The following is a 15,736-nucleotide window of genomic DNA, read 5'->3' on the forward strand; positions in this document are numbered from 1 at the left end:
TGTTTAAACCGGAACTCCTCTCCCCGGCGGGAACGCTGAAAAATATGCGTTACGCCTTCGCCTATGGCGCGGATGCCGTCTACGCGGGCCAGCCCCGCTACTCCCTGCGGGTGCGCAATAACGAATTCAACCACGAGAATCTCCAGCTGGGGATCAACGAAGCCCATCAGCTGGGGAAAAAGTTCTACGTGGTGGTGAATATTGCGCCGCACAACGCCAAGCTGAAGACCTTTATCCGTGACTTAGCGCCGGTAGTGGCGATGGGACCAGATGCGCTGATCATGTCCGATCCTGGTTTAATCATGCTGGTGCGCGAGCACTTTCCGGAGATGGACATTCACCTCTCGGTACAGGCTAACGCCGTCAACTGGGCGACGGTGAAGTTCTGGCAGCAGATGGGCCTGACCCGGGTGATCCTCTCCCGCGAGCTCTCCCTGGATGAGATCGCCGAGATCCGCCAGCAGGTACCGGAGATGGAGCTGGAGATCTTCGTTCACGGCGCGCTGTGCATGGCCTATTCCGGACGCTGCCTGCTCTCGGGCTACATCAACAAGCGCGATCCGAATCAAGGTACCTGCACCAACGCCTGCCGCTGGGAGTATAACGTGCAGGAGGGCAAAGAGGACGCCGTGGGTAATATCGTCCACGTCCACGAGCCGATCCCGGTGAAAAACGTCGAGCCAACGCTGGGTATTGGCGCGCCGACCGACAAGGTGTTTATGATTGAAGAGGCCCAGCGTCCTGGCGAGTACATGACCGCGTTTGAAGACGAGCACGGCACCTACATCATGAACTCGAAAGATCTGCGCGCCATCGCCCACGTCGAGCGCCTGACCCAGATGGGCGTGCACTCGCTGAAGATCGAGGGTCGTACCAAGTCGTTCTACTACTGCGCCCGTACCGCCCAGGTCTACCGCAAGGCCATTGACGACGCCGCTGCCGGTAAGCCGTTCGACACCAGCCTGCTGGAGACCTTAGAGGGCCTGGCACACCGGGGCTACACCGAAGGCTTCCTGCGCCGCCATACCCATGACGACTACCAGAACTATGAGCAGGGCTACTCGATCTCCGAGCGTCAGCAGTTTGTTGGCGAGTTCACCGGCGAGCGCAACGGCGCGCTGGCGGCGGTGAAGGTGAAGAATAAGTTCACCCTCGGCGACAGCATGGAGCTGATGACCCCGCACGGCAACGTCAACTTTACTCTCGAGCATATGGAGAACGCCAAAGGCGAAGCGATGCCGGTTGCGCCGGGTGACGGCTACACCGTCTGGCTGCCGGTTCCGACCGATATGCAGCTGGAGTACGGCCTGCTGATGCGTAATTTTAACGGCCAGTCGACGCGCAATCCGCACGCCGCTTAGCGCCCGAGTAGTTCTAATGGGTTATTTTTTCAACTGATATGAATCTTAGAATCGGATCACATACCGTTTCGCTTGATAAGGGTATTATCTCCAGGCTGAAAAACATAACCCATAAATGCTAGCTCTACCAGGAACCACCTCCTTGGCCTGTGTAATCTCCCTTACGCAGGCCTATTTTTTTCATGCCTTTCGGCCTCTTCTTACACGTTCCCGTTCCAGCTAAGATACACTCTCTTCATTCTCTCTTTTTCAGGGTTTTAGGATGACTAGCGATCCGTCGAGTTTACTTATTCTGAATGGCAAAAGTGCAGGCGACGACACCCTGCGCGAGGCGGTTACTCTGCTGCGTAACGAAGGCATCGAGCTGCACGTCAGGGTCACGTGGGAAAAAGGTGACGCGGCCCGCTACGTGGCGGAAGCCGTGGAGCTTGGCGTAGCCACGGTGATCGCTGGCGGCGGCGATGGCACCATCAACGAGGTGGCGACGGCGCTGGTTAACGCGGCGGGAGAGAACGCTCCGGCGCTCGGTATTCTACCGCTTGGTACCGCCAACGACTTCGCCACCAGCGTAGGCATACCCGAAACGCTCGATAAAGCGCTGCAATTGGCGATCGTCGGCAAGGCCGTGCCGATAGATGTTGCCAGGGTGAATGGCGAGACCGGGTTTATCAATATGGCCACTGGCGGGTTCGGCACGCGCATTACCACCGAAACGCCGGAGCGGCTGAAGGCTGCGCTGGGTAGCGTGTCATATGTCATTCACGGCCTGACGCGGATGGATACCCTGAAAGCCGACAGCGTAGAGATCCGTGGTGAGAACTTCCAATGGCAGGGCGACGCGCTGGTGATCGGTATCGGCAACGGTCGCCAGGCGGGCGGCGGCCAGCAGCTCTGCCCCAGCGCGCTGATCAACGACGGCTTGCTACAGATTCGCATTTTTACTGGCGATGAGATCCTGCCCGCACTTTTTACCACCCTCATCAAACCGGACGAAAATCCGAACCTGATAGACGGCGAATCGGCCTGGTTTGAGGTGACCTCTCCCCATGAGATCACCTTTAACCTCGACGGCGAGCCGCTGAGCGGCCAGCATTTCCGGATGGAGATCCTGCCCGGCGCGTTGCAGTGCCGATTGCCGCCGGATTGCCCACTACTGCGATAACGATTTGCCGGGTGGCGCTGCGCTTACCCGGCCTACGCTACGGATCGGCATAACCATCGACGTTAATACGCCGCCACCGCCCGCGCCATCTCCCGGCTGTACTGCTGGCTGGCATTGACCAGCATCCGCGTATAGTCGGTTTTTGCCTGACCGCTCACCAGATCGTCTACCGTCAATGTCTCGAGGATCTTGCCGTACTGCATCACGGCAATCTTCTGGCACAGGTGGGCGATCACCCCGAGGTCGTGGGTCACCATCAGATAGGTCAGCTTCGACTCCTGATGCAGCTCCGCCAGCAGGTTGAGGATCTCCGCCTGCACCGACACGTCCAGCGCCGACGTGGGTTCATCCAGCAGCAGCACCTGTGGCTCGAGGATCAGCGCCCGGGCGATCGCCACGCGCTGGCGCTGACCTCCGGAGAGCTGGTGCGGAAAGCGATCGCGAAAGGCACGGTTCAGCCCGACTCGATCCAGCAGGCGGTTCACCCGGCGGTCCCGGTCGCCGATGCCGTGAATATGCAGCGGCTCCTCGAGAATATCGCCGATGGTATGACGCGGATGCAGTGAGCCGTAGGGATCCTGAAACACCATCTGCACCAGCCGGCAGCGCTGCGGGTTGAGTCGGTGCTCCAGCGGCTGGCCGTTAATTGCCAGCTCGCCGTCCCAGTGGGTAAACAGCCCCGCCAGGCACTTCAGCACCGTGGTTTTACCCGAGCCAGACTCCCCCACCAGGCCGTAAATCTCCCCCGGCTGCACGTTAAAGTTCACGTCGTACAGCACCTGATTACGCTTCTCCCCTTCGCCAAAGGCCAGGTTCAGGTTTTTCACATCGATCATAGTGGGTTCCTCACTCGCTAAGCCAGCTGGCCTGACGCTGCAGAACCGGCAGCACGGGACGACGATGGTGGATCTCCGGCAGGGCGCCGATCAGCCCCTGGGTATAGGGGTGCCGGGCATGGTGCAGATCGCAGGCGGCAATCGACTCCACCACCCGTCCGGCATACATCACCAGCACCCGGTCGCAGAAGCTGCGCACCAGGTTGATATCGTGGCTGATGAAGATCAGGCCCAGCCCACGGGACTGGACCAGATCGTCCAGCAGCCCCAGCACCTGTAAACGCACCGAAACGTCAAGCGCCGAGGTGGGTTCGTCGGCGATCACCAGCTCGGGATCGGTGATCAGCATCATGGCGATCATGATGCGCTGCCCCTGCCCGCCGGAGATTTCGTGTGGATAGAGGCTGTAGACGCGCTCGGGCTGGCGGATACGCACCACGTCGAGCATCTCCAGCACTTTGGCCTTCGCCTCGGCCTTGCGCCCCGGATGGTGGGTTAGCCAAGCCTCGGCAATCTGATCCCCAACGCAGACCACCGGGTTGAGGGAGTATTTCGGGTCCTGCATGATCATGGAGATCCGCTTCCCGCGCACGGTGCGCATCTGCGCCTCGCTGGCGGTGCGCAGGTCGATATCGCCGAAGTGCATCCGTTCGGCGGTAATGCGCGCCTTGGCCGGATGCAGGCGCATCAGCGCCCGGCCAACCGTGGATTTACCGGAGCCGGATTCGCCGACGATGGCGAGCTTCTCCCGGCCCAGCTGAAAGGAGACGCCGCGCACCGCGTTAGTGACCGCGCGTCCGTTGATAAAATCGACGTGGAGATTGCGCACGTCGAGCAGAGGTGCGTTATTCGCTGCGAGGATCGAGGATGTCACGTAGGCCATCTCCTAAGAAGTTGAACGCCAGGCTGTTGATCAGGATCGCCAGCCCCGGAATAGTCACTACCCACCAGCACTCCATCATGTAGGTGCGGCCGCTGGAGATCATCGCCCCCCACTCCGGCTCCGGCGGCTGCGCGCCAAGGCCGAGGAAGCCCAGCCCGGCGGCGGTCAGGATAATCCCCGCCATATTCATGGTGATGCGGATGATCACCGACGGCAGGCAGAGCGGCACGATGTGACGCCACAGCACGCGCACCGGCGACGCCCCCTGCAAGCGCACCGCCGAGATAAAGTCAGCCTGGCGCAGAGAGAGGGTTTCGGCCCGCGCCAGACGGGCAATCGGCGGCCAGGCGGTCAGGGTAATGGCGATTACCACGTGCTCAAGGCCAGGGCCGAGGGCGGCCACGAACGCCAGGGCCAGCACCAGGCTTGGGAAAGAGATAAAGATATCGGTGACGCGCATCAGCACCGTATCGACCTTGCCACCGAAGTAGCCCGCGCTCACCCCCAGCAGCAGGCCCAGCGGCCCGACGGTGACCGACACCAGCAGCACGATGTAGAGCGTAATCCGCGCCCCGTAGACCAGGCGGCTGAAGATGTCCCGGCCAAACTCGTCGGTGCCAAACCAGTGCTGGGCGTTTGGTGCCTGTAATGCAGCGTTGAGATCCTGCACCAGCGGATTATAGGGGGCGATCCACGGTGCAAAAGCGGCCACCACCAGCAGCAGGAAAATAATCCCGCCGCCGATGGCAGTCAGCGGGTTACGTGCCATCTTGCCAATAAAATCGCCGGTGCGGGCCAAAGCGCGCTTCAGACGCAGGCGGCTTTCATTTCCGCCGCCGGTTACGGGCGTATCCAGAGAGACCGTCATGATTTCGTCCTCGGGTCAAAGAGTTGGTAGAGCATGTCGGAGAGCAGGTTTAGCATCACGAAGATCACCCCCACCAGCAGCACGCAGCCCATTACCGCATTCATATCCCCCAGCAGCAGGCTGCCGGTGAGGTAGGAGCCAAAGCCCGGCCAGGAGAAGACGGTTTCGATCAGCACCGCACCCTCCAGCAGCGAGCCGTAGGCCAGCGCCACCACCGTCAGGAGCTGCACGAGGATGTTGCGAAACGCGTGGTTCCAGATCACCTGTCGCTCGGTTAAGCCTTTAACCCGGGCGGTGATGATGAACTCCTGGGAGAGCTGGGCCAGCATAAAGCTGCGGGTCATCCGGCTGATGTAGGCCAGGGAGTGGAAACCAAGCAGCGACGCGGGCAGCACCAGATGGTTGATGGCGTTCCAGAACACCTGCCCGTTACCCGCCAACAGGGCATCGACGGTAAAGAGTCCAGTGCGGCGTGGAACCAGCCCCTCAAGGCCCATATCCAACCGCCCCGCCCCGCCGACCCAGCCCAGCCAGGCGTAGAACAGCAGCAGGCCCATCATCCCCACCCAGAAGATAGGCGTGGAGTAGCCCGCCAGGCTGATGATACGTACCACGTAGTCGGAGACACTGTTACGACGCGCCGCGGCCAGCACCCCCAGCGGAACACCGAGACCCGCACCGACGATAATCGCCATGGTCGCCAGCTCCAGCGTCGCCGGGAAGACGCGCAGAATATCGTCCGTTACCGGTTTGCCCGTGAGCAGCGCGTTACCGAGATCGCCGTGCAGCAGGTTGTTAAAGTAGATGCCGAACTGGGTCAGCAGGGATTTATCGAACCCCAGCTGCTGGTAGACCTGCTGATAGGTGCTCTGGTCGGCGTCCGGGCCGACGATCGCCAGCACCGGATCGACCGGCATCACCCGGCCAATAAAAAAGGTCAGCAGCAGCAGGCCGAACAGGGTGACCAGCACCTGACCGAGCCGGTTTGAGAACCGCCGGGCGCGGGAGCCGGGCGCTAAGATTGCTACACTCATCCTTTGGTTCCTCCGGTATGAATCGGCTCTTTATAAACCTCGCGCAGGAAGGTCGTGGCGGAGGGGTGAGACTGGAAGTTCTTCACCTCGTTACGCACCACCACCGAGTCCACCATCTGGGAGAGCGGCACCAGGGCGGGGATCAGCTGGTCGTAGCGGGTCTGGATCTGCTGATAGTCGGCAATCTGCTTCTGCGGATCGCGCTCCAGCAGCGCTTTATCGATCATCTCGTTGAGCGGCTTATCGTAAAAACTGGTGCGCCAGCCCTGGAAGTTGGTCAGCCGCGCCTCGTCGCTGTTGTCCGGGTTATAGACCAGCGCGCGCAGGCTGGAGTGTGGATGTGGCTCTACCCCGCTGCCGCCGCGCCCGACCAGGATGTCAAACTTACGCTCGCGCATCGCGCCGTAGATCTGGTTCCCGGTGCCGGTGATGATTTTGGCGTTAATCCCCGCCTGCATCAGGGTGGACTGCACGGCGATGGCGATATTGAGGAACGGCTGATCCGCCAGCACCCGCAGGGTAGTATCAAAGCCGTTCGGGTAGCCCGCCTCCGCCAGCAGCTTTTTCGCTTTGACAATATCCAGCCGGTAGCCTGGGTCCGGCAGCGTCGACGGCATTCCAGCCTTGATCGGCCGCTGGTGCAGCACGCCGTAGCCCGGCATCAGCGCCTTGTTGATCCCCTGGTAGTCGATGAGGTAGCGCACCGCCTCGCGCACCTTCGGATTAGCAAAGTGCGGCTCCTTCATGCTCATCGCCACGTAGTAGACCGTCCCGCGCTGCACCGCCTCAACGGTGACGTCGGGATCCTTACGCAGGGCGTTGATGTCCGACACCGCCATGCTGTTGGCGATATCGAGATCGCCCTTGGCAATCATCAGGCGCAGGGTCTGCGACTCCTGAAAATGGCGCAGCACGATGCGGCTCATCTTCGGCTCTTCCCGCCAGTAGCTCGGGTTACGCTTCATGCGCAGCACATCTTTTGCCTGCCAGGTCTCCAGCATAAAGGGGCCGGAGCCAGCTTCGTTGGTGGTCAGCCAGCGGTTGCCCCAGTCGTTATTGACCTCATGGCTCTGCACCGTTTTGCTGTCGAGCACGCCAAGGTTGCCCAGCGCGCCGAGGGAGTAGATCACCAGCTGCGGATCGTTGGCCTTCGGCAGGACAATCTGCACGGTATAGCTATCCGGGGCGCTCACCTGATCGTCAATGTTCTTTTTGCTAAAGCCGTAGGATTTCCACACCGAGGCCTGAGCAAGGTTGAGATGCAGCAGGCGGCGCATCGACCACACCACGTCTTCGGCGGTCAACGGGTTGCCGGAGTGAAATTTGACGTCCTTGCGCAGGTGAAAGGTCAGGGTTTTACCATCCGGGCTGATGGCCCAGGATTCGGCCAGCGCCGGACGGACGTTGGTGAGCTGGTCGGGATCGAGCTCTACCAGCGAGTCGTAGAGATTGACGACGATGCCGACCACTTCGTTACCGGTCATCGCCGCCGGATCGAGACTCAAGAGATTATTCATGTTCATGCCGATGATGAGCTGATCCGGCGGCGTAGCCGCCAGCGTCGCTCCACTCCCCATCATCAGCGAGAGCGCCAGCAGGCTAGCCCTCAACGCGTTTTTATTCATCTCTGTATACCGTTTGTAGGGTAAGACGTAGGCCCGGTTAGCGCAGTGCCACCGGGCGTTGGCTTTTTTTATTAGTCGTGACTGACGGTATTGGCTTCGATATAGGCAAAATTGATATCTTCGCCGAGGCCAGGGCGCTGCGGCAGATGGACAAAGCCTTCGTCATCCATCGGATCGACGATGCTGTTGAGGTAGGCGGCAGGTTCGTCGTAGTCGAGGAACGGGTGCAGCAGGCCGCGCTCATACCAGCGGCAGTTGCGGATCGCCCCCACCACCGCCAGGCTGGCCGCCCCGTTGCCGTGCACTTCGCAGTCCATGCCGAAGGCTTCGGCAAGGCTGGCCACTTTCAGCGTCGGTGAAATCCCGCCAACGCCGTTGGATCCGGCACGCAGAATGTCGCAGGCTCCGGCTTTGACCCAGTCGGCGCGGCTGTGGTGCTTACCGCCCAGGCTCTCCGGCCCGATAATCGGAATAGAGAGGTTCTCCGCCAGCCAGGCGTAGGAGGACATGCTCTCCTCCTCCATCGGCTCTTCAAACCAGGCAAAGTTGAGCTTCTCCAGCTCTTTGCCGATATAGAGCGCCTCGGTACGGCTGTACCAGTGGTAGCCGTCGATCATCAGGTCGATATCCGGCCCGACGGCTTCGCGCACGGCGGCGCAGGCCTTAACGTCCATTTTCGGGTTAGGCGCAAATGACACCGGCGGCATCCAGGTGTGCAGCTTGATGGCTTTATAGCCGCGGGCGACGAGGGTCTCGGCAAAGGCGGCGTACTCCTCCGGCGTGGAGAGCCCGCCCGGCAGATCGTCTCCGCACATGGTGCTACCGTAGGCCGGAACCTTGTCACGGAAGCCGCCGAGCAGCTTATAGACCGGGACGTTGAGCTTGCGGCCAACCAGATCCCACAGCGCCTGCTCCACAAAGGAGAGCGCCCGCTCGGTGAGCTGATGGGCGCTGCCGCGCTGCCAGTGGACCAGATCCTGCCAGATGCGCTCCCGGTTGAACGGATCCTGGCCCACCATCACCTTGCGGAAGAAGGTGTTCACGACAAAGGGACGTACCACTTCCGGCGGCGCAAAAGAGAACCCCTGGCTGCCATCATCAGCGGTGATGGTCAGCATCGCCATCTTAGCCATGCTCTCCGGGCCAGGATGGGAGTGGCCTGCGCTATCGGAAACACGACGGGTGGGATACTGAAAAACGGTGACGTTTACAGATTCAATTTTCATTACGGATCCTTGTGTCAGGGTGCCTGCTTCATTTTGAAAAGCTGTTTCAGATATAAATGTATGCAGATTTTTTAGCCGATGCCTCAGACAATTTCCGCTAAGCAACGGATGATTTTTGGGCAATAGCACAGGGTTGAGTGACACTTTTCACAAAAGAGAGGGGAAATGTGATGCAGATCGGGAAGGATCCATATTAAAAATGAAATGTTGTTTTGATATGTAGGCCGGGCAAGCGTCAGCGCCGCCCGGCGTAGCGTTATTAATTAAGCAATGGTCACTTTATTATCCAGGTAGACATCCTGCACGGCATTAATCAGCTTCACGCCGTCGGCCATCGTTTTCTTAAACGCTTTCCGGCCAAGGATCAGCCCCATACCGCCCGCACGCTTGTTGATCACCGCCGTACGCACCGCTTCGGTCAGGTCGGCTTCACCCCCGGATGCGCCGCCGGAGTTGATCAGCCCTGCGCGGCCCATGTAGCAGTTTGCCAGCTGGTAGCGCACCAGGTCGATAGGATTATCGGTGGTGAGTTTGCTGTAGACGCGCTCGTCGGTATAACCATACTTGACTGCGTTATAGCCGCCGTTATTTTCCGCCATCTTCTGCTTGACGATATCCGCCCCGATAGTTGCCGCCAGGTGGTTGGCCTGCCCGGTAAGATCGGCAGAGACGTGGTAGTCGACGCCATCCTTTTTGAAATCGGCGTTGCGCAGATAGGCCCACAGTACGGTCACCATCCCCAGCTCATGAGCGCGCTCAAAGGCGCTTGAGATCTCTTCGATCTGGCGGCGCGACTGCTCAGAGCCAAAGTAGATGGTCGCGCCCACGGCAACCGCCCCCATATTGAACGCCTGCTCTACGCTGGCGTAGAGCGTCTGGTCAAAGGTGTTGGGGTAGCTCAAGGTTTCGTTATGGTTAAGCTTCACGAGGAACGGAATGCGGTGCGCGTAGCGGCGCGATACCGAAGCCAGCACGCCGTAGGTCGAGGCGACGCAGTTACAGCCCGCTTCGATAGCCAGCTCAACAATGTTTTTCGGATCGAAATATTGTGGGTTAGCGGCGAACGACGCGCCCGCCGAGTGCTCTACGCCCTGGTCAACCGGCAGAATCGACAGATAGCCGGTTCCCGCCAGACGGCCGGTATTGTAGAGGGTTTGCATATTACGGAGGACGGCCGGGGGACGGTTATTATCGACCATCACGCGGTCGACATAGTCATGTCCTGGCAGGTAGAGCTGGTCGGCTGGAATGGTCATACAACGATGCTGCAACAGGCTGTCGGCATCTTTGCCAAGCAGCTGCGTAATATCAGTCATGATGAGGCTCCCGTAAGGTTCGCCCGCAGGCGAACGTGGTTAGTCCTGCCCTGAGTTTGCAGGCAGAGTAAGCCTGGTATCGAGCGGCGGATTTTTCCAGCACGGAGGAAATTTTGGTACTTTTGGTTTAATGAAAATTTATCTCTAAGCCAGCATTGAGTTATTACGGCTGCGTTAAGCCGCTTTTAAAACGGTTATCCTGCCATTTTGATCGCTGAAAAATCTGAAGTGATACCAGTCACCGTCTACTTGATAATTAAATGAGTAGATGTAGCCCTTATCGAAGCGCGCCAGAAAGCATACGCCCGGGGTATGAACAAGGATCGGCTCCTCACCTACGGGAGAATAGGTGGACTTGAAGTTATCTTTCGATGAGGTGAGGTTGTACGCCTCGATCTCTCCATCCTCAGGGGAGGTTAAACAGATATAGTTTTCGTAATGTTTAGTGCCAATGTGGCCCGTATAGGGGGATGGCCCGTTGCTCGCGCAGGCGCTCAGTAAGAGAGAGACCAACGGTAATAGCAAAGCGTGCAGTTTCATATCTTCAGCTCCATTATCATGCGTTGATGCTTCCAGGAACCTGCGACAATATCTGAGAAACAATATCTGAGAATAGTTAATTACAGTAAATATTAAATCCCCTTCCGTAAGCCGGAAGGGTTATTTATGTGCCCGCTTTTACCACCAGGCGTGGAAATGGTGCACCGGGCCGATGCCCTGCCCCACCTCCAGCGAGTCCGTCTGCGCCAGGGCTTGTGTCAGCCAGGCTTTGGCTTCGGCCAGGGTATCGGCCCAGCTAGCGTGACGCGGGCGCAGCGCCGCCAGCGCCGCCGAGAGGGTGCAGCCTGTGCCGTGGGTGTTTTTGGTCGCAATGCGCGGGGCGGTGAAGCGCGTGGCCCCCTCGCGAGTAAAGAGCCAGTCCGGGCTTTCACCGTCGGTAAGATGACCGCCCTTCATCAGTACCGCTTCACAGCCGAGCGCCAGCAGCGCCCGCCCCTGCTCATGCATATCCTGCTCGTTGCGGGCATGGTCGGCATCCAGCAGCGCCGCTGCTTCCGGCAGGTTAGGCGTGATCAGCGAGACCTGCGGCAGCAGGCGAGCGCGCAGGGTAGCGACCGCCGAAGGCGTCAGGAGCGGATCGCCGCTCTTCGCCAGCATTACCGTATCCAGCACGATATTCTCTACCCGATAGTGCGCCAGCCGCTCGGCCACCGCCTCGATAATATCGGTATCCGCCAGCATGCCGATCTTGGTGGTATCAATACGCACATCGCTCAGTACCGAATCCAGCTGCGCGGCGACGAACTCTGGAGTGATGCGGTAAACCGACTGCACGCCGAGGGTATTCTGCGCCACCAGCGCGGTAATAACCGAGCAGCCATAGGCCCCGAGGGCGGAGAAGGTTTTCAGATCCGCCTGGATACCTGCCCCGCCGCTTGGGTCGGTTCCGGCGATGGTCAATGCATTGACTCTTTTCATGCTGATGCGCCTCCATCAAGGTTATAGAGAGCATCAAGAAATGCTGCGACAAAGGAGCCGGGGCCATGGCTGGCTGCTGCCGCCTCGCCTCCCGCCTGGGCGAACAGGCCGCAGGCCGCAGCGACGTTGACCATTCGTTCTCCAGGCAATGCGCAGCTTGCCGCCACGACCGCCGACAGCGCGCAGCCGGTGCCCACAACCCGGGTCATGATCGCCGCGCCGCCCACCACGCTAAGCGTGCGGCTGCCGTCGGTGATGTAGTCCACCTCTCCCGTTACCGCGACCACGGCTCCGGTTTCCCGCGCCAGCTGCCCGGCCGCCGGAAGCGCGGCGCTGGCTGAGTCGGTGGTATCCACCCCGCGCCCGCCTGCGCTCATGCCCGCAAGAGCCATGATCTCCGAGGCGTTACCGCGGATTGCCGCCGGACGGAGAGCGAGGATCTCCCGGCAGAAGCGCGTGCGAAAATCGAACGCACCAACGGCCACCGGGTCGAGGGTCCAGGGCTTGCCCGCCTCACTGGCGCTTTGGATAGCTGCGCGCATGGCATCGGCGCGGTCGGCGGTAAGCGTGCCAACGTTAATCAACAGTGCGTCGGCGATAGCGCTGAACTGTGTGGCCTCTTGACGCTCAATCACCATGGCCGGGGAAGCACCGAGAGCAAGCAGAACGTTAGCGGTAAAGGTCTGCACAACGTCGTTAGTCATACAGTGAATAAGCGGGGAACGGGTACGGAAGTGCTGTAAAACAGACGCGATATACGCGTGGCTCAGCAGGTCAGGTTGCATAGTCAGCTCCTGCCCGGCGCGAAGAAGGGACGCCGGCAGGCATCTGACTTCCCTACGCTGGCATTATCCAGATCAGGTGGTACGGGTATTTCTCAGCCTTCAACGAAGAAGGGCACCCCGAGTCATTAAAATCAGCGTTTAACTGATTCACACCCAGAATAATGCCAGTGACAGAAATGATAAACAAGCGTTATCGCAGCTACAATTCAGTCTGTACTATCACCATCTTTAATATTTTTATCGACAGCTTTACGAAGTGCCGATAAAGAAGACCTATTATATTTGGACGTTTTAAAGCCAAAGAGTTGATTATGGTCAGTAATAAAAAGAACTGAAACATAAGGAACACAGCGTTCATCTATACAGAATTTATTACTACAAGAGGGTCGGCGAAATTAGGTCTTAAACGAGCATGGTAGATACCTATATATTCAACAACTAAGTGCCCATTGTCATCGACGTCATACCCGTACTCTTTACTAATTTCATGGAAAAGCTGATTAATTTTAACAGTTTCGATAAGTTCTTTTTTGAGCATTTACGATCCTTTTAAGACCGTCCCGGCGTTCCTGCGCGCTTTTGCCTTCAATAGCGAGATCTATACTTGCATCACCCCTTGCAAGATGAAGTTGAGCCTGAAGAATTTCTTTGTTTATTTTAATTACTTTTTTCACAATATAGCCTCCTGACCTCATATAGCGACATACTTTATATCGGCAACCGCTCTGTTTGAACTACGTCCGGCTAACCTTTAAAATGCCACTATCTTTAACGTAATTTTAATCAGTCGCTGGTAAAAGCGTCAATCTCGAAAAGGAGCGATTTTTGGACCGGCTCTCTTCCTACCCCTTATACCTCAGCGCCTCTATCAGGCGGGCAAAGGCCTGAGTGTGCTGCTTGCGGCTGGGGTAGTAGAGGTAATACCCCTGAAACGGTTCGCACCATGGCTCCAGCACCGCCTCCAGTTTCCCCTTGTCCAGCGCATCCGCGACCGTATCCTCTGGCACAAAGGCCAGCCCCATGCCGGAGATCGCTGCGTCGATGCGGGCGGGCAGATGATTAAACGTTAGTTGCCCCTCGACCCGCACCCGTAAACCCTGTCCGTTGCGGGAAAACTCCCAACCGTATGCCCGCATCAAAGCGGCCGCTGACGATGCCCGTCAGGCTGTTGTCAGTAGTAAGTTCAACGTTGATACCATGATACTTGTGGTAAAAAGGCATTACTCCACATCCCCTTTCTCATGAAATTGTGTAGTAAGAGCATTAACTCGTAGTAAGCTGACTTATAAAAATCCCTTGTATTACATTTCCTTGGAGATAATACTGAATACAGTTCCCCTGAATGTACTCATCTGAAACCTTGGTATCGTTACAATACATAACAATATCTTTTTTTGGTCTGTTAGAAAAAAAAGAGGATACTTTTTCTTTAGAGGCACTTAATAATGGCACATCATTAATATACACCTCCAACCTATCCTTAAATGCTTTACAGCTTGAATTCCCCGCTGCGATACCTATCGCAGTAAGATCCCCCTGACCCATTTCATTATCCGATATAAACCAATAATTGATACCTTCACTTTTTAGACAAATCCAGGATGCTTGATCGTCTTTATTTACAGTAATGCCAGTATGTTTAGCAATATCATCCAGCGTACTGGACTCCATTACATAACTACCCCCCCCTATAATAACATCAGGTATCAAAGATTTATTTGTATCATGTTCATCCGAGTAATTCTCTGTATCCTCATCATAGTACCTTGCCCCAAAACCTTCCATACGGACAGCGAAACAAGCATTACTCAGTAGGATTAATATTACCAGAGCATATTTCATATTAATCTTCAACCACTAGAATCTTATCTGAACTATCATTAATTTCTTTACGATACCGAATATCTAATATAATGCACCCATCAGAAGCATCTCGTGGGTGCTTCCCACTATTGCCATGTATCATAAATCCATCCCTTCCACACATTTGATTCTCGATAAAGGGGGTCAAACGCATTGTCATGGCCCTTGTTTTATGATGATAGAAAGCAGGCCCAATAGTGTAAGTACCTCTTGGCAAAGGACCTTTACCACTTACACACTCATTTGCGGAATCATTCCAATATCCCGGCCTACCTGAGTATTCAGCATCAAATTTATATGTACCATTTAGGTAGAATGCGTGTGCACTAACTTTGTATACCCACGGCATTATGCGGCCTCCTTGCTGTTCCATGAGTCGGAATGAATAATATTGCCGTCCAGGTAGTGCCACGTAATCTTTTCATAGGCTAAGTAGAAAGCCTCAAGGTGGTTGTGTTTCTTGTAGCGGGGATTCTTTATATCCATCATAAAAGGTTCAACTTCGTTTACGCTTACGTTCTCCATAGTAACACGGAAGTATTCTTCTTCCTGCCCATTGTAGTTGATTCGATAGAACTTTAAGACTGCCTCTTTGAACTTCCTGCCTGATGATACACCCTGATACAGATAAGGTGATGCACTATCCAGCTCCTTAATTAAAAAGTAATCTCCGTGTAGACATTTATTGATAACCTTACCTGTACGGTCATCTACAGGTAAGTCTACCGTGTGCATAAGCTCCATAATTTCTATAGACCCTTCACGACCATTCACATCGACGGAACCTTTAACAAGGTTGCCCCCATCATCCTTTAGCCATAAATAAACTGGAATTGCCATCTTATTCCCTCATTTAATATTTCCAATAAAAAATTAATTTCACTATCGGCACTAACATTCATAGGATTTTCATGGGAGCCTATTCCCTCCACAAAGAATATCAATAAATTAATGGTAACAAAATTTAATCGATTAACCGGTAAGAATGCTAAAGTGCAACCTGCTTGATTGAATAGAACGCCGTTAAGAAAAGATGTAGAGCAACCCTAAATATTCACTTTCTGAATATATTAATCAAATAGATATATAGTTCATTAAATATTGATTGACTGGCACAGCAGAACATATTTAAGTGTATTTCTCTTACTGCTTAAGTTAATAACTACCGGAGCTAAAGAGTGCCTCTCGCCATACATCTTGCCAGCCAGCCCCCTACCCCTTATACCTCAGCGCCTCTATCAACCGGGCAAAGGCCTGAGTGTGCTGCTTGCGGCTGGGGTAGTAGAGGTAATACCCCT

General features: G+C 56.3%; 16 protein-coding genes, 1 pseudogene and 1 riboswitch. Of the genes and pseudogenes, 2 read left to right on the top strand and 15 right to left on the bottom strand.

Annotated features, from left to right (window positions below):
• Both yegQ and yegS read left to right on the top strand, forming a co-directional pair.
• The coding region (gene yegQ, locus RTP97_RS19665) for a tRNA 5-hydroxyuridine modification protein YegQ (protein ID WP_312416620.1) at positions 1-1,361 on the top strand (1,361 nt) is incomplete at its 5' end.
• Positions 1,362-1,623: 262 nt separating this feature from the next.
• Entirely contained in the window at positions 1,624-2,523 is a 900-nt protein-coding gene (gene yegS, locus RTP97_RS19670) for a lipid kinase YegS (RefSeq protein WP_312416622.1), read from the top strand.
• 62 nt (positions 2,524-2,585) lie between these two features.
• Here the strand turns inward: yegS and RTP97_RS19675 are convergent, their stop codons facing one another.
• The 15 genes and pseudogenes from RTP97_RS19675 to tssD all read right to left on the bottom strand — a co-directional run bounded on the left by RTP97_RS19675 (position 2,586) and on the right by tssD (position 15,278).
• On the bottom strand, positions 2,586-3,359 hold the full coding sequence (locus RTP97_RS19675) for an ABC transporter ATP-binding protein (RefSeq protein WP_312416624.1): 774 nt from the start codon (positions 3,357-3,359) through the stop codon (positions 2,586-2,588).
• Between the two features lie 10 nt (positions 3,360-3,369).
• Positions 3,370-4,233 carry an ABC transporter ATP-binding protein gene (locus RTP97_RS19680; protein ID WP_312416655.1) on the bottom strand — a complete coding sequence of 288 codons (864 nt, stop codon included), beginning with the start codon at positions 4,231-4,233 and terminating at the stop codon, positions 3,370-3,372.
• Entirely contained in the window at positions 4,205-5,110 is a 906-nt protein-coding gene (locus RTP97_RS19685) for an ABC transporter permease (protein WP_312416627.1), read from the bottom strand. Before RTP97_RS19685 ends, RTP97_RS19680 begins: the two co-directional genes overlap by 29 nt.
• Positions 5,107-6,144, bottom strand: coding sequence for an ABC transporter permease (locus RTP97_RS19690; protein ID WP_312416630.1), 1,038 nt, complete (start codon positions 6,142-6,144; stop codon positions 5,107-5,109). The genes RTP97_RS19685 and RTP97_RS19690 overlap by 4 nt, the downstream gene beginning before the upstream one ends.
• A complete protein-coding gene (locus RTP97_RS19695; RefSeq protein ID WP_312416632.1) occupies positions 6,141-7,769 on the bottom strand; it encodes an ABC transporter substrate-binding protein in 1,629 nt (542 codons plus the stop codon). Before RTP97_RS19695 ends, RTP97_RS19690 begins: the two co-directional genes overlap by 4 nt.
• A 71-nt stretch (positions 7,770-7,840) precedes the next feature.
• Entirely contained in the window at positions 7,841-8,995 is a 1,155-nt protein-coding gene (locus RTP97_RS19700; protein ID WP_312416634.1) for a mandelate racemase family protein, read from the bottom strand.
• Positions 8,996-9,258: 263 nt separating this feature from the next.
• Positions 9,259-10,311 (bottom strand): class I fructose-bisphosphate aldolase, encoded by a 1,053-nt coding sequence (fbaB, locus tag RTP97_RS19705; RefSeq protein WP_312229245.1) that lies wholly within the window; start codon positions 10,309-10,311, stop codon positions 9,259-9,261.
• Positions 10,312-10,485: 174 nt separating this feature from the next.
• On the bottom strand, positions 10,486-10,851 hold the full coding sequence (locus tag RTP97_RS19710; RefSeq protein WP_312416636.1) for a hypothetical protein: 366 nt from the start codon (positions 10,849-10,851) through the stop codon (positions 10,486-10,488).
• 138 nt (positions 10,852-10,989) lie between these two features.
• Positions 10,990-11,790 (bottom strand): bifunctional hydroxymethylpyrimidine kinase/phosphomethylpyrimidine kinase, encoded by an 801-nt coding sequence (gene thiD / locus RTP97_RS19715; RefSeq protein ID WP_312416638.1) that lies wholly within the window; start codon positions 11,788-11,790, stop codon positions 10,990-10,992.
• The gene (gene thiM, locus RTP97_RS19720; RefSeq protein WP_312416640.1) at positions 11,787-12,575 is read right to left on the bottom strand and encodes a hydroxyethylthiazole kinase; all 789 of its coding nucleotides are present in this window, start codon (positions 12,573-12,575) and stop codon (positions 11,787-11,789) included. The genes thiD and thiM overlap by 4 nt, the downstream gene beginning before the upstream one ends.
• Before the next feature lie 32 nt (positions 12,576-12,607).
• Positions 12,608-12,705: riboswitch (TPP riboswitch) on the bottom strand.
• A gap of 376 nt (positions 12,706-13,081) precedes the next feature.
• Entirely contained in the window at positions 13,082-13,249 is a 168-nt protein-coding gene (locus RTP97_RS19725) for a hypothetical protein (RefSeq protein WP_312416643.1), read from the bottom strand.
• Positions 13,250-13,417: 168 nt separating this feature from the next.
• Positions 13,418-13,793 (bottom strand): annotated as a pseudogene (locus tag RTP97_RS19730) (LysR substrate-binding domain-containing protein); the annotation flags it as partial.
• Between the two features lie 45 nt (positions 13,794-13,838).
• Complete coding sequence (locus RTP97_RS19735) at positions 13,839-14,417, bottom strand: hypothetical protein (protein WP_312416646.1); 579 nt, start codon at positions 14,415-14,417, stop codon at positions 13,839-13,841.
• A gap of 1 nt (position 14,418) precedes the next feature.
• A complete protein-coding gene (locus RTP97_RS19740) occupies positions 14,419-14,787 on the bottom strand; it encodes a tlde1 domain-containing protein (RefSeq protein WP_312416649.1) in 369 nt (122 codons plus the stop codon).
• Positions 14,787-15,278 carry a type VI secretion system tube protein TssD gene (gene tssD / locus RTP97_RS19745; RefSeq protein WP_312416652.1) on the bottom strand — a complete coding sequence of 164 codons (492 nt, stop codon included), beginning with the start codon at positions 15,276-15,278 and terminating at the stop codon, positions 14,787-14,789. Before tssD ends, RTP97_RS19740 begins: the two co-directional genes overlap by 1 nt.
• Between the last annotated feature and the right edge of the window lie 458 nt (positions 15,279-15,736).

The organism is Pseudescherichia sp., from assembly GCF_031998825.1.
Taxonomy (GTDB): domain Bacteria; phylum Pseudomonadota; class Gammaproteobacteria; order Enterobacterales; family Enterobacteriaceae; genus Pseudescherichia.